This window comes from Paraburkholderia sp. HC6.4b (genome assembly GCF_014200875.1).
In the GTDB taxonomy this organism is placed as follows: Bacteria; Pseudomonadota; Gammaproteobacteria; order Burkholderiales; family Burkholderiaceae; genus Paraburkholderia; species Paraburkholderia tuberum.
Genome location: NZ_JACHDC010000040.1, coordinates 1 through 24,780, shown reverse-complemented (window position 1 = coordinate 24,780; position 24,780 = coordinate 1). Strand labels below are relative to the sequence as shown.

General features: G+C 61.8%; 17 protein-coding genes and 1 pseudogene. 3 read left to right on the top strand and 15 right to left on the bottom strand.

Annotation, left to right across the window (positions count from 1 at the left end; all coding sequences use genetic code 11):
- The first annotated feature begins 512 nt into the window (after window positions 1-512).
- The gene (rpoD, locus tag HDG34_RS37940) at window positions 513-2,507 is read left to right on the top strand and encodes an RNA polymerase sigma factor RpoD (RefSeq protein WP_184068954.1); all 1,995 of its coding nucleotides are present in this window, start codon (window positions 513-515) and stop codon (window positions 2,505-2,507) included.
- A 331-nt stretch (window positions 2,508-2,838) separates the two neighbouring features.
- Here the strand turns inward: rpoD and HDG34_RS37935 are convergent, their stop codons facing one another.
- The 6 genes and pseudogenes from HDG34_RS37935 to HDG34_RS37910 all read right to left on the bottom strand — a co-directional run bounded on the left by HDG34_RS37935 (window position 2,839) and on the right by HDG34_RS37910 (window position 11,229).
- A complete protein-coding gene (locus tag HDG34_RS37935; RefSeq protein WP_184068951.1) occupies window positions 2,839-3,942 on the bottom strand; it encodes a YjgN family protein in 1,104 nt (367 codons plus the stop codon).
- A 633-nt stretch (window positions 3,943-4,575) separates the two neighbouring features.
- Window positions 4,576-5,578 (bottom strand): annotated as a pseudogene (locus HDG34_RS37930) (PLP-dependent aminotransferase family protein).
- Between the two features lie 233 nt (window positions 5,579-5,811).
- Window positions 5,812-6,984, bottom strand: a complete 1,173-nt coding sequence (locus tag HDG34_RS37925) for an FAD-binding oxidoreductase (RefSeq protein ID WP_184068948.1) — start codon at window positions 6,982-6,984, stop codon at window positions 5,812-5,814.
- A gap of 156 nt (window positions 6,985-7,140) precedes the next feature.
- The gene (locus HDG34_RS37920; RefSeq protein ID WP_184068945.1) at window positions 7,141-8,640 is read right to left on the bottom strand and encodes an aldehyde dehydrogenase family protein; all 1,500 of its coding nucleotides are present in this window, start codon (window positions 8,638-8,640) and stop codon (window positions 7,141-7,143) included.
- Between the two features lie 180 nt (window positions 8,641-8,820).
- Window positions 8,821-9,732: a LysR family transcriptional regulator gene (locus tag HDG34_RS37915; RefSeq protein WP_090808514.1), complete on the bottom strand. Its 912-nt coding sequence runs from the start codon at window positions 9,730-9,732 to the stop codon at window positions 8,821-8,823.
- A 114-nt stretch (window positions 9,733-9,846) separates the two neighbouring features.
- A complete protein-coding gene (locus tag HDG34_RS37910; RefSeq protein ID WP_184068942.1) occupies window positions 9,847-11,229 on the bottom strand; it encodes an MFS transporter in 1,383 nt (460 codons plus the stop codon).
- Between the two features lie 214 nt (window positions 11,230-11,443).
- Here HDG34_RS37910 and HDG34_RS40315 point away from each other — a divergent pair, with 214 nt between their 5' ends.
- A complete protein-coding gene (locus HDG34_RS40315; protein ID WP_184068939.1) occupies window positions 11,444-11,614 on the top strand; it encodes a hypothetical protein in 171 nt (56 codons plus the stop codon).
- A gap of 37 nt (window positions 11,615-11,651) precedes the next feature.
- Here the strand turns inward: HDG34_RS40315 and HDG34_RS37900 are convergent, their stop codons facing one another.
- From HDG34_RS37900 to norR, 8 genes are all read right to left on the bottom strand, one after another.
- A complete protein-coding gene (locus HDG34_RS37900) occupies window positions 11,652-12,950 on the bottom strand; it encodes an MFS transporter (RefSeq protein WP_184068936.1) in 1,299 nt (432 codons plus the stop codon).
- A 48-nt stretch (window positions 12,951-12,998) separates the two neighbouring features.
- Window positions 12,999-14,618: a glycoside hydrolase family 43 protein gene (locus HDG34_RS37895; RefSeq protein WP_184068933.1), complete on the bottom strand. Its 1,620-nt coding sequence runs from the start codon at window positions 14,616-14,618 to the stop codon at window positions 12,999-13,001.
- Between the two features lie 172 nt (window positions 14,619-14,790).
- Entirely contained in the window at window positions 14,791-15,609 is an 819-nt protein-coding gene (locus tag HDG34_RS37890; protein WP_184068930.1) for a CoA ester lyase, read from the bottom strand.
- On the bottom strand, window positions 15,606-16,994 hold the full coding sequence (locus HDG34_RS37885) for an MmgE/PrpD family protein (RefSeq protein WP_184068927.1): 1,389 nt from the start codon (window positions 16,992-16,994) through the stop codon (window positions 15,606-15,608). Before HDG34_RS37885 ends, HDG34_RS37890 begins: the two co-directional genes overlap by 4 nt.
- A gap of 15 nt (window positions 16,995-17,009) precedes the next feature.
- On the bottom strand, window positions 17,010-18,188 hold the full coding sequence (locus tag HDG34_RS37880; protein WP_184068923.1) for a CaiB/BaiF CoA-transferase family protein: 1,179 nt from the start codon (window positions 18,186-18,188) through the stop codon (window positions 17,010-17,012).
- 16 nt (window positions 18,189-18,204) lie between these two features.
- The gene (locus tag HDG34_RS37875; RefSeq protein WP_184056543.1) at window positions 18,205-19,368 is read right to left on the bottom strand and encodes an acyl-CoA dehydrogenase family protein; all 1,164 of its coding nucleotides are present in this window, start codon (window positions 19,366-19,368) and stop codon (window positions 18,205-18,207) included.
- A gap of 18 nt (window positions 19,369-19,386) precedes the next feature.
- Window positions 19,387-20,229, bottom strand: coding sequence for a MaoC family dehydratase N-terminal domain-containing protein (locus HDG34_RS37870; RefSeq protein ID WP_184068919.1), 843 nt, complete (start codon window positions 20,227-20,229; stop codon window positions 19,387-19,389).
- A 218-nt stretch (window positions 20,230-20,447) separates the two neighbouring features.
- On the bottom strand, window positions 20,448-22,043 hold the full coding sequence (norR, locus tag HDG34_RS37865; RefSeq protein WP_184068916.1) for a nitric oxide reductase transcriptional regulator NorR: 1,596 nt from the start codon (window positions 22,041-22,043) through the stop codon (window positions 20,448-20,450).
- A gap of 138 nt (window positions 22,044-22,181) precedes the next feature.
- On the opposite strand from norR, the gene hmpA reads away from it, so the two are divergent.
- Entirely contained in the window at window positions 22,182-23,363 is a 1,182-nt protein-coding gene (hmpA, locus tag HDG34_RS37860; RefSeq protein ID WP_184068913.1) for an NO-inducible flavohemoprotein, read from the top strand.
- A 133-nt stretch (window positions 23,364-23,496) separates the two neighbouring features.
- Here the strand turns inward: hmpA and HDG34_RS37855 are convergent, their stop codons facing one another.
- Entirely contained in the window at window positions 23,497-24,540 is a 1,044-nt protein-coding gene (locus HDG34_RS37855; RefSeq protein WP_184056550.1) for a transporter, read from the bottom strand.
- Window positions 24,541-24,780 lie beyond the last annotated feature (240 nt).

Here is a 24,780-nt window from a genome sequence, read left to right as displayed (position 1 = left end):
CGCCAAACCCGCCGCGCCTGAACCACCACTACCCGGCACTGCTTCGTTTGCGTCGCTGCGTCTGCAGCAGAGAAGCGAGATTATGGAGAGCGGTCAACAGCACGTCAATACCCTTCTGCGAATTTCTTTTGGGGACAGCATGCGAGGATACGACTCCATATACAGGAAAACGACATCGAGCCCCCTTGCGCAAGGAGCAACTCGCCCCTATCTAGGTTAGGCCGCGCGCATGGCCACGGACTATGCACCTGCGTAGCCTCACGCAATGCCTGCGACAACAGCGACGATGATTTGATGTGCACCCATGAGCGCGAACCCCCAAGCTCGTATATAATGCGAGCCGCGCAAAATTTCGCATGTCCATCGGCCCGCTTCGAGCGGGCTCATCTTTTTTGCTCCCCAGAGCACAGCCCAACAACCGCGTTGAGTCACATCAGGTGATGCTGAGCCCTGCTCGAAACGCCTGACGGTAGCGTCTTGCGTCTCATAGCGAAGCCTCTAGAGGAAATTACGTGAACCCTTTCGATCGCGAAGATTCGCAACACGACACCGCCTTCACTGCCAAAGTTCCGTCCGGCCGTTCGGCCAAAGGCAAGGGCGCCGGCAAAGCGATTCCGGTGGCAGCCGAGCTGCTGCCGCAACAAGCCGAAGAACGCCAGCGCCTGATGCGCGCACTGATCCAGCTGGGTAAAGAGCAAGGCTACCTGACCCACGCGCAGATCAACGACCACCTGCCCGACAACTTCACCGCAACCGCCGCGATCGACAGCATCGTCAGCGCGTTCAGCGACATGGGCGTGCAGGTCTACGAGCAGGCCCCGGACGCGGAAACGCTGCTGCTCAACTCGAATTCCCCCGCCGTGGTGTCGGACGACCAGGCGGACGAGGAAACCGAAGTCGCGCTGTCGACCGTCGACTCCGAGTTCGGCCGCACCACCGACCCCGTGCGTATGTACATGCGCGAAATGGGCGCGACCGAGCTGCTCACCCGCGCAGGCGAAATCGCGATTGCGAAGCGCATCGAAGACGGCCTGCACGAAATGGTGCAAGCGATCGCCGCGTGCCCGCTCGCGATCTCCGCGATCCTCGCGAGCGCGCAGCAGGTTGTCGACGGCGAGCTGCGCATCGACGAACTCGTCGACGGCCTGAATGAAGAGACGGCCGCCGCGGAAGAAGTCGCGAGCGCCGACACGGATGCCGATGAAGACAGCGACGCCGACGGAGACAGCGAAGACGAAGAAGACGACGACGTCGGTCCGGAAGATTCGTCGGCGGCGGACGAAGCTCGCCTGAAGCAGCTCACGAGCGACTGCCTCGAAATCTTCGCCCAGGTCGGCATTCTGTACGACCAGATGAACGCGTCGCACGCGCGCGGCGACGTCACGTCGAAGGCCTATCTGCGCGCACGCGAAGACATTCAGCAGCACCTCGCGAAGATCCGCTTCACCGCACGCACGATCGACCGTCTGTGCGGCGACGTGCAGCGCCAGGTCGCGCAAGTGCGCGCGATCGAGCGCAACATTTTGCAGATCGTCGTCTCGAAGGCCGGCATGCCGCGCGAGAAATTCATCGAAACGTTCGCGGGTAGCGAGGCCGACCTCGGCTGGACCGAGCGTGCCGCGCGCACCGGCGCGTCGACCTATGGTGCGGCGCTCGAGCGTCACCTGCCGGCCATCCAGTCCGAACAGCAGAAGCTGATCGACATCGAAGCGACGGTATCGCTGCCGCTCAAGCATCTGAAAGAAATCAACCGCCAGATGGTCGCGGCCGAATCGAAGATGCGCAAGGCCAAGAGCGAGATGATCGAGGCGAACCTGCGTCTCGTGATCTCGATCGCGAAGAAGTACGTGAACCGCGGCATGCTGTTCCTCGACCTGATCCAGGAAGGCAACATCGGTCTGATGAAGGCCGTGGACAAGTTCGAATACCGTCGTGGCTGGAAGTTTTCGACGTACGCGACGTGGTGGGTCCGTCAGGCCGTCACTCGTTCGCTCGCCGATCAGGCGCGCACGATCCGCGTGCCGGTGCACATGATCGAAACGATCAACAAGCTGAACCGCATTTCGCGCGAGATCCTGCAGCAGACCGGCCAGGAAGCGCATCCTGCGGTGCTCGCGGAACGCATGGAACTGTCGGAAGAGAAGGTGCGCGGCATTCTGAAGATCGCGAAGCAACCCGTATCGCTCGAAACGCCGGTCGGCGACGACGGCGATGCGACGCTGGGCGACATGATCGAAGACGCTGGCGTATCGTCGCCGGCGGATGCCGCGATGCAGGCCGACCTGCGTGCCGCGATCGACGACGCGCTCGACTCTCTGTCCCCGCGCGAAGCGAAGGTGCTGCGCATGCGCTACGGCATCAACACGAAGTCGGATCACACGCTTGAAGAAGTGGGCAAGCAGTTCGACGTGACCCGCGAGCGGATCCGCCAGATCGAGAGCAAGGCGATGCGCAAGCTCATGCATCCGAGCCGCGCGGACCGTCTGAAGTCGTTCCTCGACCGATAAGCGTTTGCCACGCTTGCCGTGCGCGCTGCACGGCAAGCCGCCCACATCGTCATACACAAGCAGCGGGATGAACCGGTCGACGGTGAGTCCCGCTGTTTGCTTTTGTGCCGTACCTTTCCACAATTCTTCAGGCGCGAATTCTCCGCTTCGCTTCCCGCCCTGTTGTCCACAGATTTTGGGAACAAGCTTGTGGACAACCTGCGCATGACTGCGCTAACTCATTGAGCGTACTGCGTTTCGCGCTCGCGCCTGAGATGAGTCGCGTGTCCCATTACTTGCCGCACATCGTGCGCCCCCCGCCCATTGCCGCGCTCTCAACGCGAGTCCAATCTCAGAAGGCGCCACCATGATCGAGCAGATTCAGCATGCCCTCGCCAGTCAGCGGCGCCGCCACGGTGCTTTGCCCCAGCATATGCGGATCGAGGTAGCCGGAAACCTGCAGCGTGTCGACGGCAAACCGCATCAGCCGATGCAGCACGATTGGCGCCCCAAGGCCGAGCGTAAACACGATGATCGCAAGGTTGCCGCACTGCAAACTGAGCAGACGCGCCACGCTGACGTTACTGCCGAAATGCAATTGCGAGCCGAGCGACGTATTGCCCATCACGTGGCGCGTCAGCGCGGCGACATAGAAGCCGCGGATCAGCATCGTGCCGATGGAGAACAGCGCATAAAACAAAAACAGCGATCCGAGCGCGGCCCGCGACGGCGCCGTACTCGCCCCCGGCACCTGGCCGACATGCATCGATGCGAGAGCGCCCTTCAGAAACACCATGAACAGCACCGCGAACAACACGACCACGCCGACGAACGTAACGAGGAACAGACCGTAGACGACCCACGCGCGCCCCTTGAAGCGAAACGCCAGGCTACCGAAGCTGCTCGCGTTGATGCGGCACTCCATTAGACGCATTGATGTCCACGGCGTCATCTGGCCAAGCGTGACAACGCACAACAGCGCGTACAGCAACGCGCGCACGCCGAAGCCGAGCGCCGAGCCGGTCATGCCGCCGCGAATACCGCACCACTGCGTCTGGCTCAGCCGATAGCGCTGCGCGCCGAAAAAGGCACCCGCCGCGAGCACGACGATCAGCAGATACAACGCGATGACAGGCAGCCAACCGAGTGCCGCGCTTTTCGTCAGCATGCGCAAGACCACGCTTAGCGCGCCAGCCGCGACCACCGCGCTGAACACGACCACGGTCGCGAACAGAAAGCCCTTGAATAGCTCGCCCCCGGTGCCCGTGTACTCGAAGCGCTCGTCCTGAAACCGCATGCGCGACCAGACATATCGGCGGTTGTTCGTGGTCGCCCAGAAGCGGTAAATACCGAGCGTCACGATTTGCAGCACAAGGTTTCTGAAAAAGATGCCGTAGAGGTCGCCGAGCGTGCCGTCGTAGATCAGCAGCGGCCGCTTCTCGTCGAGTGAATTCATTGCGTTGCCCCCTTTTCCTCATTTAACGTTTTTGTGGCCCACTCACGCATTCTCGTGCGGCACTCATATGCGGCATGCATGGGCGAACGCGACGGGCGACGATGCTCTCCCGTGCGAAAGCCGACTCGTGTGGCGCGAACCCGTGTAAAACCTGTCTTTCAGACATTCCGGGAATCACGCAAAACGGAAGCCGGCCGGCAAGCACGATAATTACACGGTTTCTTATCTTTATAAATGGCATTTCCGCATATAAATCGACCACCTCCATTACAAGATTTGGCTACACCCGAATTTATTCGAATTGCATAATCTTGAAATTAAGGCGTGCAATAGCGATTTCATTGGGGGCAATCATTTGAGGGGCCACTCGCGCGTACTCGCCGTTCGACGTGGCAATCCCGGGCGGCCTCATCTGCGGCTTGCCACGGTCGCTCTCATAGAAGGCACGCGCGGACGAAAACGATTGCGTATTCGAACTCAACGCGATTCGCGATTCGCGATTAATAAGGAATGCGGTGAATTCTGTTAAATCGCCACAATTGTTGGCATTTGGATAAACAAACCCGGCTGCACATTAGATGCTCGCCGGGTAATCTGCCGCATTCCACTGATTGTGTTGATGCAATCAGGATTTTATTGCTCGTCGCAGTACTGCTCGAGCGCGCGGTTCATTCGGTGCACGCCGGTTTCAATCTCCTCCACACCCGGCGCGGCAAACGACAGGCGCAGCGCAGCTCTATCGGCCGCGTCCTTGTAAAACGCGACACCCGGCACGAACATCACGTTCTGTTCGATGCACACGCGCAGATAGTCGGACGCATCGCGTGCCGCGTTCAGACGCGCCCACACGAACATGCCGCCGGCCGGACGATGAAATGCGATGTGCCGCGCGAGATGCGTGTCGAGCGCATCGCATAGCGCGCGGCATTTGACGGAATACGCATCGACAATGCGCGGCAGATGCCGCTACACGCAAACCCGGCGCGACGATCTTCGACAGACTCGATAAATGCACGACCCAGTCGCGTGAACCGGGCACCTGCTCGCTCAATGCGAAAAGCGAAGGCACTGCCGTGCCATCGAAACGCAGATCGCCATACGGATCGTCTTCGACGATCACGAACCGATAACGCGCCGCCAGTTTCAACAATGCGATTCGACGTTCGAGCGACAACGTCGCGCCGGTCGGATTCGCGAACGTCGGCACCGTGTACAGCAGCTTGGGAGCGCGACGCAGCGTGCCCGTCTCGAGCACCGCGGCGAGCTTCGCCACGTCGAGGCCGTGTTGATCGACGGGCACCGTGACGACGTCGGCCTGTTGCAGCTTCAGCGCCTGCAAAGTGGCCGGATACGCGGGCTGCTCGACGAGCACGACGTCGCCGGGCGCGACCATCACGCGCAGCAACAGATCGAATCCTTGTTGCGAACCGGTCGTCACCAGCAGGTCTGTTGGCGCGCATGGCGTGCCGCGCCGTGCCATCAGCTGCGCGAGCTGTTCCTTGAGGATCGCGATGCCATCGGTCGGGCCGTATTGCAGACACAGCGTCGGCTGTTGCGAGGCGCGCGCGGCCGCGGCATCGAGTCCTGCACGGTCGAACAGATCGCTCGCCGGATAGCCGCCGGCAAACGAGATCATGCCGGGCCGCGCGAGGTATTTGAACAGCTCGCGGATCGGCGAGCCGCTCGGGGCTTCGAATGCGGAATTGAATGAGAACATGATGACGGCCGCCTGCCTTGCGTGTGATATCGATTGGGATGACGAAGACAATCGGCGTCGATTGTGGCCATCGGCGGGATCTGCGGCAAACGATATCTACGCACTATTTATTGCGTTTTTCGCATGACCCACGCATCGAGCCATATAAGGCGCTACACCACGTTCTTTTCGATGATCGGCCGGTTTTCGAGCACGCGCGTAAAGCTTAGTGAACTGAGATCGAGCGTCGCATAGCGGCCATGCAGAATCAATTCGCTGATGCCGCGTCCGGTTGCCGGCCCTTGCTGCAAACCGTGGCCGCTGAAGCCGTTCGCGAAAATGCAGTTATCGATATCCGGGTGATGGCCAATGATCGCGTTCTGATCGAGCACGTTGTATTCGTAATAGCCGGACCAGCAGTTCTGCACGCGCAGCGCCTCGAATTGCGGCACGCGATTGGCGAGCGTCGGCCAGATCACGTCGTCGAATAGCACGTGATCGACTTCATCGAGCGGTAGATCGTCGGGATCGTTATCGGCCGACGGCGACGTGCCGCAGATATACGAATTGCCTTCAGGCCGGAAGTACACGCCGCTCGGATCGATCAGCAGCGGACAGCGTTCAAGCTTTGCCGGCGACGTGACGTTGAAGATACTGCGCCGCCGCGCATAGACGGGCAGATCGATGCCGACCATCTGTGCGACCTTGCGCGACCATGCGCCGGCCGCGTTGACGACGACGTCGCAAGCATAGGTCTCACCGTCCGCGGTTTGTACCTGCGTGACGCGATTGCCCTCGCGATGCAGCGCGGTGACGTCTGCCGCGACATAGCGCGCGCCGAGCGCCTGCGCTTTCTTGCGCAGCGCCTGTACTAAACCGTAGCCGTCGAACCAGCCCTCGCCGCTTTCGCCATAAGCGCCGGCAACGAGGTCGTCGGTATTGAGCCAAGGGAAGCGCGTTTGCAAGCCATGCGTGTCGAGCAGGCTGATATCTGCGCCGAGGCTTTTTTGCAGCGCGTGATTCTCGCGCAGCGTCGCTTCACCGGCAGGTGTCGCGAGAAACAGGTAGCCGCCTTCGTGCAGATCGATCGAGGGCCGGGTACCGTCGACTTCGAGCCGCTCGCCAATCGAGCGAAGAAACTCGATGCCGAACAGCGACATCTGAATGGAAAGCGGCGTAGAAAACTGCTGCCGGATCGACGCCGCCGACAAGGCCGACGACGAACGCGCATAGGTCGGGTCGCGCTCGATTACCGTGACGCCGACTGTCGGATCGGACAGCCGCAAGAAATACGCAATCGAACTGCCGATCACCCCACCGCCGACGATCACGACTTTCGAACTCACGTCTTACTCCACGAGTAACGTGGCCGCTCCGGAACGCCGGGCGGCGCAAACGGATTGCTATCTGGAACGCGCGGCTGTGGCGCGCCGGATGGCGACGGCGGCGCACCGGCATCAACGCGATGCGCCGCCAACGTTTACGACGTCACACTTGCGCGCTCAGTCGAGATTGAAGTCGATACCCTGCGCAAGCGGCAACGCCAACGAGTAGTTCACGGTATTGGTCGCGCGACGCATATACGCCTTCCATGCATCCGAACCCGACTCGCGCCCGCCGCCCGTTTCCTTTTCGCCGCCAAACGCACCGCCGATCTCCGCGCCGCTCGGTCCGATGTTGACGTTCGCGATGCCGCAGTCGCTGCCCGACGCGGACAGGAAGCGCTCCGCTTCGCGCAGGTCGCTCGTGAACACGCACGACGACAAGCCGTGATGCGCTGCATTGTTCGCCTCGACCGCATCGGCGAAATCGGCATAGCGCAGCACGTACAGAATTGGCGCGAACGTTTCCTTCAGCACGACCGACGTTTGCGACGGCATCTCGACGATGGCCGGACGCACGTAGTAGCCGCCCTCATAACCCTTCACTTCGACTCGCTCGCCGCCGAACACGTTGCCGCCCTCGGCCTTCGCCTGCTGCAGCGCTTCCTGCATACGGTCGAACGATTGACGGTCGATCAGCGGCCCCATCAGCGTGCCCTTGTCGAGCGGATTGCCGATCGGCACGCGCCTATACAGCTGCTTCAGACGCTCGACGGTCTTCTCGTACACGCTGTCGTGCACGAACAGACGCCGCAGCGACGTGCAGCGCTGACCGGCCGTACCGACCGCCGAGAACAGGATGCCGCGCATCGCGAGTTCATGGTCGGCCGTCTGCGTGACGATGCCGGCGTTGTTGCCACCGAGTTCGAGCAGCGAGCGGCCGAAGCGCTTCGCCACTTCGACGCCAACCTTGCGACCCATTTCCGTGCTGCCCGTCGCGCTGACGATCGACGCGCGCGGATCGGCCACGAGCTTTTCGCCCACGTCGCGCCCGCCGTTGATCAATGCGGCCAGGCCGGCTGGCGCGTCGCCGAATTCCTTCAGCGCGTCTTCGAGAATCCTGTTCACGGCCAGCGCCGAGAGCGGCGTCTTTTCCGACGGCTTCCAGATCACCGCGTTGCCGCACACCAGCGCGAGCGCCGCATTCCATGACCAGACCGCCACCGGGAAATTGAACGCCGAGATCACGACGCAGGTGCCGAGCGGATGCCACGACTCCGCCATCCGATGACCCGGGCGCTCGGACGCGATCGTCAAACCGTACAGCTGACGCGACAGACCGACCGCGAAATCGCAGATGTCGATCATTTCCTGCACTTCGCCCATGCCTTCCTGCAGGATCTTGCCCGTCTCCAGCGAGACGAGGCTGCCGAGCGCCTGCTTCTGTTCGCGCAGCCGATTGCCGAGCAGCCGCACCAGCTCGCCGCGGCGCGGCGCCGGCACGTTACGCCACACGGAAAACGCGTCTTTGGCCCGGGCGAGCGCCGCGTCGACCTCGACCGCCGTCTGGCTGGCCACACGGCCGATGAGTTCGCCGGTGATCGGCGAATGAACGGCGATATCGCCGGCTTGCGCGGCTTGGGCAATGCCGAGATCCGCGAGGATAGTGGACGCGTCCATGTGAACCCCTTTAATTTCCGATACGAAACAAGAGTAAGTTCGGAAACTATACACGCGGGTTTTTGTGACGGCAAGAAGATGGTCGGGAATGAAATACCGGTTGACAAAAGGGGGGCGATGTTTCCAGAAGGAAACTTCGTCAGACTTCGGGCGGGTGTCACGCCCGCGCGTCAAGCCGCGTCAAGCATCTGACCCGCCATCCTCCTCCAGCACCGCCATCAACCGGTCGACCAACACACGCGCGAACGGCGGCAAGTCCTTCAGACTGCGCACGCAGATCTTCAGCTTGCGCACGGCCCACGGATCGTTCAGGCCGACGATCGCGATCTGCATCGTCTTTCTGTGCCGCAGCGCGACCGACTCCGGCACGATGCCGATTCCGACACCCGCCTCGATCATCCGGCACGCGGCCTCGAAGTTGCCGACCTGGATGCGAAGTTTGAGACGCGCGCCGAGCGCATCGGCGGCACTCGTGATGAACGCGTGAATCGCGCTCGACGTCGGCAGGCTCACGAAGTTCGCGTTCAGCACCTGCGAAAAATCGACCGACGCTTGTCTCGCGAACGGATGCTCGCACGACGTAACCAGCACGAGACGATCGTCGCGATATGGCAGCATCTGCAGATGCTCGGCATGCACATTGCCCGCGACGATCCCGATATCGGTCGCGCTGTCGGCGACGCCCTTGACGATCTCGCCGCTCAGCACTTCGCGCAGATCGATGTTCACGTCCGGGTGATCGCGCAGGAAACGGCTCAGCACGGCCGGCAGAAACTCGCTGATCGCGGTCGTGTTGGCCCAGATGCGCACGTGGCCCTTGATGCCCTCGCCATACTCCTGCATGTCGCCGGCCAGATGCTCGACGCGTTCGAGCACGAGCCGCGCGTGATGCACGAAGGCTTCGCCCGCGGGTGTCGGCGTCACGCCCTGGCTGGTTCGATAGAGCAGCTTGATGCCGAGCTGCTCCTCGAGATTCTTGACCCGGTTGCTGGCGGCCGGCGCCGACAGGTGCGAACGCTCCGCCGCACGCGCGAGGTTGCGCGTGTCGGCGATATGCAGGAGCAGGCGTAAATCGACGAAATCGAAGTGCATGATGAAAGCTGCTAGCGAAACATGCGCAAAGCAAACTTTCATCTTAACCGGGTGAAGTGAAAATTTAGCCGGGGAAAGATCCGAATCGACAGATCACCTTGATGCGCGCACGGCTTAAGCCGACTCTCGCATCATCTCCGCTTGCGGTATCAGCTCGGCATCGGGCGAAATCTCTTCGAGCGTCTGCTGACTCGTTTCGATGCGCAGCGCGAGAATCGCGATACTCAGCAACAACAGCACGCCACCGACCATCGTCAGCACACCCGTCACGCCGAACTCCGTGTAGAGCAACAGCGCGACGTAGGGTGTCGACATCGACGCCGCGCGGCCGCACGTGCCGGCCACGCCGGTGCCGCGCAAGCGATGCGCGGTCGGAAACAGCTCGGGGATATAGCCGAACAGGCCGAGCGTGCAGACCGTGTAGATCGTCGTGACGAGCGCGAAACCGACGACCGCGATCGGCACTGGCGCGCGCATCTGCACGTAGACGAAGCCGAGCACGATCGTTGCAAGCGAGAACAGCACGATGCCGTTGCGTCGCCCCAGGCGGTCCGTCACGAGATAAGCGACGACAGCGCCGGCCGGCGCACCGAACGACATCAGCAGCACGAAGCCGAGCGACTGCACGATGGTCAGGCCTTCCTTGACGAAGAACGTCGGCAGCCACGCGACGAAACCGTACAGCGACATGTTGATCGCCATGCAGGTCAGCGCGGCGACCAGCGTGCGGCCGATCATGCCGCGCGCGAACAGCGCCGAGAACGGCGCGGCCGGCACCTCGTGACTGACCACGCGCGAAACCGGCGGCAGCTTGCCGACCCGCGCCTCGACCTGTCGCTCGATTGCCGAGACGGTGGCCTCCGCCTCTTCGAGCCGGCCGACCGTTTCGAGCCAGCGCGGCGACTCCGGCATCCGATGCCGCAGGAACCACACGACCATCGCGCCAACCCCCGCGATCGCGAACATGTAGCGCCAGCCGAGATGTGGAATTACCCAATAGCCGACTGCGGTCGCGCCGAGCAGACCGGAGTTGACGATCAGCGCGAGCAGCGCGGTCCAGCGGCCGCGTGTGGCGGGTGGCACGAACTCACACAGCGTGCCGGCCGCGACCACGAGTTCGGCGCCAAGGCCAATGCCCATGACGAAGCGCAGCAGGATCAGCCAGTAGATGTTCGGCGCGAAGCAGGCGGCGAGCGATGCGATGCCGAAGATCGCGAGATTGGCCTGATACGAATAGCGTCGACCGAAGCGGTCGCCGAGATAGCCTGCCAGCCCCGCGCCGATCATCATGCCCATGAAGGTCGCGGAGATGAAGAACGAGCCGAGGCGGAGATCGGTGAAGCCGGTTTTGACCATCGCCGCGAGCACGCCGTTGGCGAGATAGATGTCGAAGGCGTCGAGGAAAGCACCCGCGCCGATCAGGCCGAGGATGTTCCAGTGGAAGCGGGTGATCGGCAGGCGGTCGAGGCGTGCGCCGGAGTTGATGGGGGCTGGCAAATTGTGTCTCCTGTCTTTTTAGGCTGCGCGCGGGCGAGAGGCGCGAGCGCGGAACAGTTCTGCGCGACCGCCTTCGTTCGATGCGGCGGCTCGGGGCAGAGCGCTGAACGGCCGTTGTCGGATCGTGCAGGGCCGTTGGCTTCAAGAGTGCGACAGGTGACGTGGGCTGGGAATTGGGCTTTTTGGAGGTGAGTGTTCCGGTTTGATTAAGGGAATGGTAAAGAAGCGATTTGCATACCCGAAAGGCGGCAGCGCCGAACCGCAGCGCGAGGTCAAAGCCCTCGAAAACGAGATCGTCGAAATGGTCGCGCGCGATGAACTCGATTTCGAGTTCAGGATGCGCATCCATGAACTGATCGAGTCGTTGCCCAAAGCCGGTGACTGAGCCGGAATTATCGTCGGCTCAAGCCCCGTCGCGCCGTTTATCCCGCTGTCCGGTTCTGCACGGGCACTTCTGCGCCGGCGCTCCGCGTGACAGAGTCGCTGAGGTCCGTCCTCGTATTGATGAACCAGGCGGAAACCGAAGCCAACAAGAAGCAGCCGACGAAGAGGTGGAATACGACATTGAAGTCGTCATTCGTCCTGGTCAGGATGTAACCGACGATCAGCGGGGAAAGAAATCCTGCCAGCTGACCCGCCGCATTGACAAAACCGATTGCCGACCCGACGACCTTGTTCGGCAGCGCGACGTTCGGGATGGTGTACAGCGAACAGCCGGCCATGGTTGAGAAGAAGTAGCCGATCGTCTGAAAGAACACCGCCGTTTCCACGGTCTCCGCATGGGCCGTCAGATAGGCAAAGATGGCGGCCACGACGCAGCCGAGGACGACAAGCAATTCGCGACGATTGCGGAAGAACTTGTCGGAAAGAAAGCCCGTGATGCAATAGGCAATCGTGCCGACGAGAAATGGCACCGACGCCATAATGCCCATTCTGGCCGTCGAAAGGCCGCGCGCTTTCAGCAGATACGTCGGGAACCAGCTCATGATGCCCCACGAGGCGATGCTGAAAACGAACAAGGTGACGAAGCACCACCAGACCAGCGGCGTTTTCACCAAACCAGCAAAATCCGCTTTGCCGGCAGAGGCAGACAAAGACTTTTCGCTGGTACCGATTTCCTCCAATTCGATCTTCGAAGCGTGCTTGCTGTCTTTCGGGCTGTTTCTGATATAGATCCAGCCGAATACGGCCATCGCGACACCGGGTATGAACAGACTCGTGAAAATCGCGCGCCATCCCCACGCGGCCATCACGGCCGCCACGAACAGCGGCGCCAATGCGGGTCCCAGCGCATTAGTGGTCATCATGAGCCCGGTTGCCCGTCCCACTTCGCGCTTTGGGAACCAAGCCGACAGTGTCTTGAACGCGGCGGGAGGAAAGAGCGCTTCGCCGATGCCGAACGCGACCCGCACCACCAGCATCAAGCCGAGCGAATTGCACAGCCCGGTAAGCGCGGTGAAAATCGTCCACCAGGTGATGCCGATCGTCGTCATCAGCCGCGGACCGAATCTGTCTGCAAGCAGGCCAGCCGGGATCTGACATAGCGCGTAGCTAAAGAAGAACGCGCTCAGGATTCCACCCATTTCCATCGCGGACAGATGAAACTCGGACGCAATGAATGGAATAGCCGCTGCCATGATCATTCTGTCCATGTAACAGAGCAGATAGATTGCGAACAAAATAAGCAGCACGAGGTAGCGATGTCTCCAACGAAAGCGCATGAGATCTTCCTTATTATTAAATGACAGCGATGACACGAAATCCGAGCTTTAGCAGATCAGTTGGCGGTACGAGAACGACTTGAAATCGGCAGGCTCGCGAAAGCCAAGCATGTCGTTGACGGTGATACCCGCGAATGCCCCCGTGAAGCCGATGGGGGTTGCATATTCATCGCTGAGTTTCGTGAAATCCTTTTCCAGTTCAAGGTCATTCCAGTCACCGTGCGTCAAGCGATAGAAGAAGCGCAGTTTCGCGTCCACGACGCGAATCCGCAGGTCGATCCCGGTGGCCTCGGGCAGCGTCGCCAGTCGATTGCTGTAGGCGAAGCTGCCGGCATCCATTTCCATGTAGGACAGGATTTTTGTGCCGTCGTCGTCGCGCGTGACGAACAGATAGTAGAAGGTGTTCTCGTCGTAACGCGCCATGAGCCCAGCCATGTGCAGATATGACTTGGGTGAAAATTCCAGCGCGGTTTCGACTTCGAACTGCCAGTCACGGATGCGACAGGCCAACAAGCTTTGATGGAACCGCGAAGTCGGCGACTCTTGCCCCCTTATCCGCAGATAGCCCGGACGTTCGTGAAGATTGCACCAGTCGTCGCCGATGGGGATGCGCAGACTCTGCAGTTCCAGGGGCAGCGCGGCATGTTGTCCGAAATCGATCGTCCAACTGCTGTCGAGCCTTTGCTCGATATCCGAGCCGATCGCAAAAGATTCGGCGGGAACCACTCCGCCACTGGCGAGGCGGGGCCAGTCGGCATGCCATTCGATAGGTGCGACACAGGTTTCACGGCCTAGCGGCGAGCGCTTCGTGTGCGCATCGATTGGTCTCGATCCGAGGTACGTCATGTACCACTGGCCGTTCGGACCCTCGACCAGGTTGCCGTGGCCGGTCCGCTGAATCCGTCCATTCGCGTCGCGCGACGTGAGCATCGGCGTATCAGGATGAAGCTCGTATGGACCGAAAATGTCGCGGGACCTGGATACACACGTTGCATGTGTATAGCCTGTGCCCCCCTCCGCTGTGATCAGGTAGTACCAGTCTCCCTTCTTCAGCAAATGCGGAGCCTCGTAGATCTGACATTTCATGAAGTAATCGGTCTTGAGGTTGGCGCCTTTATAGATGACGTGCTCTTCGCCGATCAGCTTTTCCTCCTGCACAGAGTATTCCCGCAGAACGATTCCGACGAACAGGTCTTCGTAGATACCTCTGAAATCGCGCCGGATATAGGCGAGCCACTTTTTGCCAGATTCGTCGTGGAACAGGGATGGATCGTATCCACCGGACACGAGATGCACGGGCTCCGACCAGGGTCCGGTGATGTCCGGGGCGGTGACGAGGTAGTTGTGCATGTCACGAAGCGGGGAGATCTTCTGCTCGCCTTTCCATGCCTTGGTGTCGGTATAGACGAGCCAATAAAGACCGTCGTGATAGGAGAGGGCTGGCGCCCATATGCCTGCGGACGGCTGCTCTCCGATCAGGTTCAATTGCGATAGTCTGTCGAGAGGCGTGGCCTTGAGTTCCCAGTTGACGAAATCTTTTGATTCGTAAATGAGAACGCCCGGATACCATTCAAACGTTGAAACCGCGATATACCACGCATCCTTGCCACGGCACACACAAGGATCCGGGTTGAAGCCGCGCAGAACTGGATTTTGAATAGTACTCATCGGGAGGGTATTTTTTGACATGCTGAGAGGGAACAGATCTTCTTTATCGACAACGTCGCGACACCGAAACTTTCTGTCGAAATGTGTTACCGATAACAATTTAATCTAGCATGTGACCTGCTAACTATTCAAGTGCGACGATGGGGGGTAGGGGCGACGGAAAACCGCATTGTCAGAAGCTTTCGGAATCGCCCACAACCCTCCGCGCCCGCAGAATCACCGGCATATCGACCATCCTCCCATCCACGGCAACCGCGGCGCCATGGCTCGCCTCGACAGCCGCAAGCACCCGTTGCGCCCACTCCACGTCGGCGTCACTCCATGCATACGCGCGATGCACCGGCTCGATCTGCTTCAGATGAATGCAAAGCTTGCCGCCGAAACCGAACCGCCGGCCGCGCCGCGCATCAGCTTGCACCGCGTCAGCATCGGTAATGGTCGTCGACACGCCATCCACCGGCGCACCAATGCCAGCCAGCCTCGACGCAAGCACGATCTGCGAGCGAAACAGATGCAACTCCTCGCCATCCCCATCGATGCCGAGATCGATCTGAAAATCCAGCGTACCGAAGACGATACGCAGCACGCGCGGCGCGCTGCATAACTCCGCAAGATTCGCGAACCCGCGCGCAGTCTCGACAATCGGCAGCACGCTCAACGCCGGATGCGCGTTCGCTAGCACCGCGTTGATCTGTTCGCGCGTCTGAGCCTTCGGCAGCACGATTCCGGCGACGCCGGTCTGCCCAACGAGCGCCGCAACGTCATCTGGAAACCATGGCGTATCCGAGCCATTGATACGCACCCAGGCGGCCCGCGATGCGTTAGCCGACACCGCGGCCACAACCGCCGCACGCGCCGGCACCTTCTGATCCGGCTGCACCGCGTCTTCCAGATCGAGAATCACCGCATCCGCGCCGGCCGCATAGGCCTTGTCAAACCGCTCAGGCCGATTCCCAGGCACGAACAGATACGACCGGGGCAACGCGCTCATGCCGCCACCATCGTGCGCGAAGTTGCATCGAATACCGAGCCAATCTGCTTCTCTTCGGCAATATGCCATGCGCGGCGAAGCAGTTGCGCCGCCTCCTCTTCGCTAGCCGCACCCGAAAACGCCGCCAGCCGATGCAGCTTCGTCGCAATCTCGTCGCGCGACAAGGTATTGCCTGGATCGCCCTTCGGCTCATCGACACGCCCATCGAACACGCGGCCGTCGGTCGTCGTCACCGTGACCTTGCCGATCCAGCGTGCGGGATAGGCGGCGTCGACTTCAGCGTCGAGCGCCATTGTGACCTTGTCGCGAAACGCGGCGATCTCGCTCGCGTCGAAACCCTGCTCGAATTCGGTCACGCCGGCATAGCCGTGATGCGCGACCAGCCCGAGCACTGTGCCCATGTTGAACTTCGCCTGATGTACGCTGCGCGGCGCGACCACGGGACCGAGCACATCGATCGCGCCTTGATGCACGTGCGCGACGACCTTCGCGATGTCGCGCGGCGCGAAACGATGCGTCTGCACGACGGCGAGCAGCGCATCGGCGGCCGGATGCGTATGGCGGCACGCCGCGTGATACTTGAACGACGTCTCCGCGGTCGCCCAGCGGCTGCCAAGCCGATCGACGAGGCGCGCCGGATCGGCGTCGCTCGACATGCCCGCGGCCATGCCCTGGGTGCCTTCGAGAATGTGCGTCGCGCCCTTGAAGCCGTCGGCGGCGAGTTGCGCGGCCATCAGGCCGTTCGCGGCGGCCATCGCGGTGTGCAGTTGCTTCGAGTCGGCGGCGTCGCGCAGAAATTCCCATAGGCCGCTCGCCTGCGTGCCCGCCGAGCCGAACGCATCGAGCATTTGGGACGGCAACAAACCCAGCAAGCGTCCTGCCGTTGCCGCTGCCGCGACCGTGCCGACCGTGCCCGTAGTGTGAAACACCTTGTAGTGCGAGCGCCCGAGAAATTCGCCGATGCGAATGCCGACCTCGTATCCCGTCACCGCCGCCGCGATGAAGTCGCGCCCCGACGCTCGCTTTGCCTGTGCCAACGCGAGCGCAACCGGAAACACCACGGTCGCCGGATGAAACACCGAGCCATTGTGCACATCGTCCTGTTCGGCGAAATGCGATGCCGCGCCGTTGATCATCGCGGCGAAATACGGCGTGGTTCGACCGCGGTCGATCAGCACCTCGCAGAGGCCCTCGTTCGTCGCCCCGGCTGCCGCGCGTGCGAACCGCGCGATCGTCTCGACCGGGCGCGCGCCTTTGCCGGCCAGCGCCGAGCCGAGCCAATCGACGTACAGGTTGACGGTACGCTCGACGACCTCGTGCGGAATGTGGTCGAAGTCGAGTTGCGCGGCGAAAGTGGCAAGCGTGAGACTGGGATGGTCGTTCATGGGGTCGATACCGAATCAGATCGTGCCCGCCGCGCGCAGCGCGTCGATACGCCCATTGTCGTAGCCAAGCTCACGCAGAATTGCTTCCGTATGTTGACCAAGCGTGGGCACAGGGTCCATTCGCGGCTCGAGGTCGGAAGGCAGACCGGGCGGCCGCAATGCGGGTATCGTCCCCGTTGCCGTGCCGACTTCCTGCCAGCGCTCGCGCGCCTTCAGTTGCGGATGCGCCCACACGTCGGCGAGCGTATTCATCTGCGCGTTCGCGATGCCTGCCTCATCGAGTCGATCGATCACGTGGGCCGCGCTCTGCTTCGCGAACGCCGCGACGATCACCTCGCGCAAGGCGTCGCGCGCTGCAGTGCGTTTCGAGTTCGATGCAAAGCGTTCGTCGGTTGCCAGTTCAGGCTGTTCGAGCACGCGCTCGCAGAACAGCTTCCATTCGCGTTCGTTCTGCAGGCCAAGCATGACCGTCTTGCCGTCGCCAGCGGGAAACGGGCCATAAGGATAGATCGTTGCATGCGCGGCGCCCGCAAGCGCGGGCTGCGACTGACCGTCAATCGCGTAGTAGAGCGGATAACCCATCCACTCGACCATGCTCTCGAGCATCGATACATCGATGCGGCAACCGCGCCCTGTGCGCCCACGCTGCAACAGCGCGCTCAGGATGTTCGAATACGCGTACATGCCCGCCGCGATATCGGCGATCGAACAGCCCGCTTTCGCTGGCGCGCCGGGCGAACCGGTGATCGACAGGAAGCCGGACTCGCTTTGAATCAGCAGGTCGTACGCCTTCTTGTCGCGATACGGACCGTCCGCGCCGTAGCCGGAAATATCGCAGACGATCAACTTCGGATACTTGTGGCTCAATGTGTCGTAGCCGAGGCCAAGCCGTTCGGCCGCGCCTGGCGCGAGGTTCTGCACGAGCACGTCGGCATCGGCAACCAACGCATCGAGAATCTCGGCCGCCGCGGGCTGCTTCAGGTCGAGCGAAAGACTCTCCTTCGAGCGATTGGTCCACACGAAGTGCGACGACAGCCCATGCACACGTTCGTCATAGCCGCGCGCGAAATCGCCGACGCCGAGCCGTTCGATCTTGATCACGCGCGCCCCGAGATCGGCCAGTTGACGCGTGCAGAACGGCGCGGCAATCGCGTGTTCGAGCGTGATGACCTTGATACCGTCGAGTGGTCTCATGATGTCCGCCAGCGGGTCAGAACGAACGCGGCAGCCCGAGGATATGCTCGGCCACGTACGAGAGAATCAGATTGGTCGATATCGGCGCGACTTGATACAGACGCGTTTCACGAAACTTGCGCTCGACGTCGTACTCGCACGCGAAGCCGAAGCCGCCGTGAAATTGCAGGCACGCATTGGCCGCTTCCCACGACGCATCCGCTGCGAGCAGCTTCGCCATATTCGCCTGCGCACCGCACGGTTGATGTGCGTCGAAACGACGTGCCGCTTCGAAGCGCATCAGGCTCGCTGCCTCGACGTTGATGAACGAGCGCGCGATCGGAAACTGCACGCCCTGGTTCTGTCCGATCGGCCGGCCGAACACGACGCGCTCCTTCGCGTATTCGGTGACTTTATCGACAAACCAGTAACCGTCGCCGATGCATTCCGCGGCGATCAGCGTGCGCTCCGCGTTCAGGCCATCGAGAATGTATTTGAAGCCTTGCCCTTCCTCGCCGATCAGATTCTCGGCCGGAATTTCGAGGTTGTCGAAAAAGAGCTCGTTGGTCTCGTGATTGACCATGTTCAGAATCGGCTGCACGGTCAGGCCATGACCGATCGCCTCGCGCAGATCGACGATGAAGATCGACATGCCCTCTGATTTCCTCTTCACGTCCGCGAGCGAAGTGGTGCGTGCGAGCAGAATCATCAGGTCCGAGTGTTGCACGCGCGAGATCCATACCTTCTGACCGTTGATCACGTAACGGTCACCGCGCCGCTCTGCGGTCGTCTTGATCTTCGTCGTATCGGTGCCGGTGGTCGGCTCGGTCACGCCCATCGATTGCAAACGCAGGTCGCCGTTCGCGATCTTCGGCAGATACTTGCGCTTCTGTTCTTCCGAACCGTGCCGCAGCAGCGTGCCCATGTTGTACATCTGCCCGTGGCACGCGCCCGAGTTGCCGCCCGCGCGATTGATCTCCTCCATGATCACCGACGCTTCCGTGAGCCCGAGCCCCGAGCCGCCGAAGTCCTGCGGAATCAGCGCGGCGAGCCAGCCGGCCTTCGTCAGCGCGTCGACGAACTCTTCCGGATAGCCGCGCGCCTCGTCGATCTTGCGAAAGTACTCGCCGGAAAACTGCTGACACAGATCGCGCACGGCCTCGCGAATGTCCTGGAACGAATCGTGTTGCGTGGTTTGCATAGTCGAGTCTCGCGGAATTCAGGCGAGCGCGGCGGTCGCGCGCATGGTCAGATAACCTTCGTGATCTTTCGCCCACAGGTCGATGGTCTTGCCGTCGGCGGCGGGCTTGCCGCATACCGTGAACGGCTGGTCCGCGAACGTGGGGCGAAGCGCGCGAAACGCGAAGCTTTGCAGCGTCGCTTGCGGCAGTTCTCGGCGCACGAGATCGACCAGCAGCGTCGCGATCAGCGGGCCATGCACGACGAGGCCCGGATAGCCTTCGACCTGCGTGACATAAGGATGGTCGTAGTGAATGCGATGGCCGTTGAAAGTCAGCGCCGAGTAGCGCAACAGCATCACGGCATCGGCGTCGATCGTGCGGTGCCATGTTTCGTCTTCGGGCGCGGGCGCCGGCTGTTGCGGCCGCGCGCCCTCCTGCGGCGCGTCGCGATAGACGATGTCGTGCTCCTCTTCGAGCTTCAACTCGCCATCGACTTCGATCGTATGTTGCACGGTGACGAACACGAGGCGGCCCGAGCGGCCGGTCTTGTCCTCGATATTGGCGATCGTCGACGTGCGCCGCGCATGCTCGCCGATCTTCAGCGGCGCATGAAACGTGAGCCGGCCGCCAGCCCACATGCGGCGCGGCAGTGGCACGGGCGGCAGAAAACCGCCACGCTTCGGATGTCCGTCGGGACCGACTTCGGATAGCGGCGTGACCGGCAGAAAGTACAGCCAGTGCCACAATGGCGGCACGGTGTTACCGCTTTCCTCGCGATCGAGCGTGGCGGCAAGCGCCTTCAATGGAAACGCGGTGATGTCGTCTTCGGCCACCGCCTGCTTGTTGAGCCAATCGTCGAGTTTCTCTGGGGCAGCGGACATGACGGAGTCTCCAGATTCAGTGTGTTGGTCCTCGTTAGGGCCCACTATGACCGACGCGCTGCGTTCCGCGAAGTTCGATTTTCCGAAGCGGGCCTTTGTTTTTCGTTAAGACGTTGAGCCCAGCGAGCGGCGCTGACGATCTGTTGTCGGCGCGATCGGCGATTCGATGTGGCTTGACCTTAGTGCCGGGCCGCGACGGCACCCCTGCGCCTGTTCGCTCATTTGAGCCCGAGCCGTTTAGCCAGCCGATTCAGATTCGCCCGGTCCAGCCCCAGCTCGCGCGCGACCGCCGCCCAGTTCTGCCTGTTGCGGATCAGCGCTTCGAGAACGAGATTGCGTTCGAACTCGGTGACCGCGCTGCGAAAGTCTTTCGTCTCGCTTTCCTCGCTCTGCGTGGCGATTTGATTGGCTTCATGATCTTGTGCGTCCGACAACGCGAAGTCCGCGGCCGTCAACGTCAGAATACGGCGGCGCTCACGATTGGCCGCCAACGCCTTCAGCGCACTGCGTCCGATCAGATGCTCCAGTTCGCGCACATTGCCGGGCCATGAGTAGTGCAGCAATGCGGCCTGTGCGTCAGCCGCAAGACGCAGGCTCAGCAAACCGAGCCGGGAGCGATTGTCTTCGAGGAAGAAGCCCGCCAGCAGTAGCACGTCGCGGCCACGCTCGCGCAACGGCGGCACGCGCAGCGGATACACGCTGAGGCGATGATAGAGGTCGGCGCGAAAGCGGCCCGCGCGCACTTCTTCGGCGAGGTCGCGATTGGTTGCGGCGATGAGCCGCACGTCGACTCTGTGTTCGTGGTCCGAGCCGATGCGCTGCAACTGGCCGTTCTGCAGCACGCGCAACAGCTTTGCCTGCACCGCGAGGGGCAACTCACCGACTTCGTCGAGGAAAATGGTGCCGCCGTCCGCGAGTTCGAACTTGCCGCGTCGATCCGCCGAGGCTCCCGAAAACGCGCCGCGCACGTGCCCGAACAGTTCGCTCTCGACGAGCGTATCGGGCAACGCCGCGCAGTTCAGGCTGATCAGCGGCTTGTTCGCGCGCGGCGACAGCGCGTGGATCGCATTGGCGACAAGTTCCTTGCCGACGCCGGTCTCGCCGGTGACGAGCACGGTCAGATCGCTGGCGGCCACCACCTCGATCTCCTTGATCATGCAGCGATGCGCGTCGCTGCTGCCGATCAGCTCGCGCCGGCTCTCGCTGCTCGCCAGCCGATACGCTTCCGCGCGGCGCTGCGCCTCCTCGCCATTGCGCGCCAACGCGTCGATGCGTTCGACGACGCTCACGGTCGCGGCCGCGAGGCCGAGAAACGCCTGCAGCGAGGCCATGTCGAGTGTGTCGAAGCGCGCCGGGTCGAGTGCGTCGAGCGTGAGCAAGCCCCAAGGCTCGCCGCGGATGAACAGCGGGCACCCCAGACAGTCGTGCACTTCGAGGTGCCCGGGCGCCATGCCTTGCACGAGGCCATCGTAGGGATCGGGCAGATCGGAGTCGGCGGCGAAGCGCGTCGGCCCCGGCTGGGCCAGCAGCTCCTGAAAGCGCGGATGCTCGGCGACGCGAAAACGCCGCCCGAGCGTATCGCTGCTCAAGCCGTCGATGGCGAGCGGCACCAGCGTATCGCCTTCGAGGCGTAGCAGAGCGGCCGCGTCGCCCGGAAATAGCGAGCGCAGCGCGCTAAGCAGCCGCCGATAACGCTCGCGCTCGGACAGTTCTCGCGACAGGTCGAGAATCAGCGGGGTAAGAACATCGAGGACCGCCCCTGTAGTCAGATTGACTGCGGATTGAGTCTTTTCGACTAGGGTCGAATGAACCATCTTAATTGCCAGACCGTTGATCTAAATGCATTTTATACCTGGCACGAATCGTGGGTAGTAGAGGCAGTCTGCCGAAACCGGCTGTGACATTCGCTGATAGACAGACGCTCACCCAGACTCTCACCAGGACTTAAAAACATGCTATCCGCCGAACACCGCGCCATCATCAAAGCAACCGTTCCGCTCCTGGAAAGCGGCGGCGAGGCGCTCACCACGCACTTCTACAATCTGATGCTCAGCGAGCATCCGGAAGTGCGCCCGATGTTCAATCAAGCCAATCAGGCAAGCGGCGCGCAACCGCGCGCGTTGGCCAACGGCGTGCTGATGTATGCGCGCCATATCGATCAGCTCGAGCAGTTGGGCGGGCTAGTCGCGCAGATCATCAACAAGCACGTGTCGCTGAACGTGCAGCCTGAGCACTATCCGATCGTCGGCAAGTGTCTGCTGCGCGCGATTCGCGAAGTACTCGGCGCGGACGTCGCAACCGACGCCGTGATCGAAGCGTGGGCCGCCGCGTATCAACAACTCGCCGATCTGCTGATCGGCCTCGAAGAGAAGATCTACGCCGAAAGCGCAGCAGCGCCCGGCGGCTGGCGCGGCACGCGGTGGTTCCGCGTCGCGCGCAAAATGCGTGAAAGCGACGAGATCACGTCGTTCTATCTGCGTCCCGATGACGGCGGCGAATTGCTCGCGTTTCAGCCGGGTCAGTACATTGGCGTGCGTCTGGTGATCGACGGCGAAGAAGTGCGTCGCAACTATTCGCTGTCCGCAATGAGCGATGGCCGCGAATATCGCATCAGCGTGAAGCGTGAACCGAATGGCACCGTGTCGAAGTATCTGCACGAGCAGATCAAGGAAAACGACTCGCTCGATCTGTTCGCGCCGTCCGGCGAATTTACGCTGCGACCTGGCGACAGGCCGTTGGTGCTGATCAGCGGCGGTGTCGGCATTACGCCGACGATGGCGATGCTGCAGGCCGCGCTGAAGACCAAACGTACGGTGCATTTCATTCACGCGGCCCGTCATGGTGGCGTGCATGCATTCCGCGGCGCAATCGATACATTGGCCGCACGCCATCCGCAACTGAAGCGCTTCTATTGCTACGAGGAGCGCCGTGATGGCGATGCCGAAGCGCACGCGCACGGTTACGTCGACGAAGCGAATCTGAAGAAGTGGTTGCCGGAAACGCGCGATGTCGACGTGTATTTCCTCGGGCCCGTCGCGTTCATGAAGGCGATCCAGAAAGGGCTGAAGGCGATCGGCGTGCCGGAATCGCAGAGCCGTTATGAGTTCTTTGGTCCGGCTGCCGCGCTCGAATAACGCACTCGAGTAATCGACGGGTACTTGCCCTCTTTGAATCGCTGCGAAGCGTATTCGAAGACGGGCAGGTTCGGGCTTCGATCACGCCGGCGGGTTTGGCCTCGTAAAAAGCGGGCCAAATCTGCCGCGCCTTCTAGCGCTCCCTCCTGCGGCGAAACGCCCACCAGCCCGTCAGCCCGGTAAAGCCGGCGACCAGCACCACCATCAGCCAGAAGCCATGCTTGTTCTCGGCGAGCGGAATGCCGCCGACGTTCATGCCGAAGAAACCGGCGACGATATTGATCGGCATCACCAGCACCGTGACTAGCGTCAGCGTAAATAGCGTCCGGTTGTTCTGCTCCTCGAGGCGCGAGGTGATTTCTTCCTGCAACAATCTGACCCGCTCGATTAATCCCGCTACGTCCGAAATCACGACCGAGAACTCCTCCGTCGATTCACGCAGATCTTGCACGTCTTCCGCATGAAGCCAGCGAGGCGGCCTCGCCAGCAAGCGGAAAATCGCGCCCGGTTCGGGTGCCAGCATGCGTTGCAGGCGTGTCAGCGTGCGACGCATCGCGCCGAGGTCCAGGCGGTTTTGCGTCGGCCGTTGCGACAGAAAGCGATCCTCGATTCGATCGACGTCGGCACTGGTTCGGCGGACGATCTGCACGAGCAGGTCGGCCTGGTCGCGCATCAGATGAACTAGCAGTTCGGCAGGTGACCTGAATATTTCACCTTCGCGCACCGACGCGCGCAAACGGTCGACCGAGCGCAGCGGCTTCAGCCGCGCCGTCACGATGAGCCGCTTATGTGCGTAGATCCACAGCGTCGCGATTTCTGACGGGATGAATTCGAGGTTGAACATGACGTCGTTGACGACCGCGCGCAGTGCGCCGTCCGCATGCTCGATCCGCGTCGAATGCGAGCCTTCGCGCAAGGCGTCGAAAAAGGTTTCGGGCAGATCGAGTTGCGTGCGCATCCAGCGCTCGCTCGCGCTATGCGCGAGATTGAAGTGAAGCCATAGAAACTCGCCAGCGTCCGTCGCGCTAGTGCCGGCATCGTCCTCGCGCTCGCGGTACCAGTCGATGACTTCGTCCGCGTCGATCGGCCGCCCGGCGAGCGTCGGCGAAAACCGGAAACCGCAGACCATACCCGACGAATCCGCGCCGTAGGTTTGCATTGCCAGATCTGATTTCATAGCTCGTTCGATGCCAGCGCTTCCGAAAGGAATACGTGAGCATAGCGCGAACAATTGAAAGAGAGTTGACGCGCGCACTTTCCGGCGTCGTATTGTCGAATTGTGGCGGCTGGATTGTCTCCGAAACGTCATCTCTGCCGATGACGGCCGCGTAAACGCAAAAACCCCACCGCGGCGGGTGGGGTTTCTGACTGGGGGGGAGCCTGACGATTACCTACTTTCACACGGGCAATCCGCACT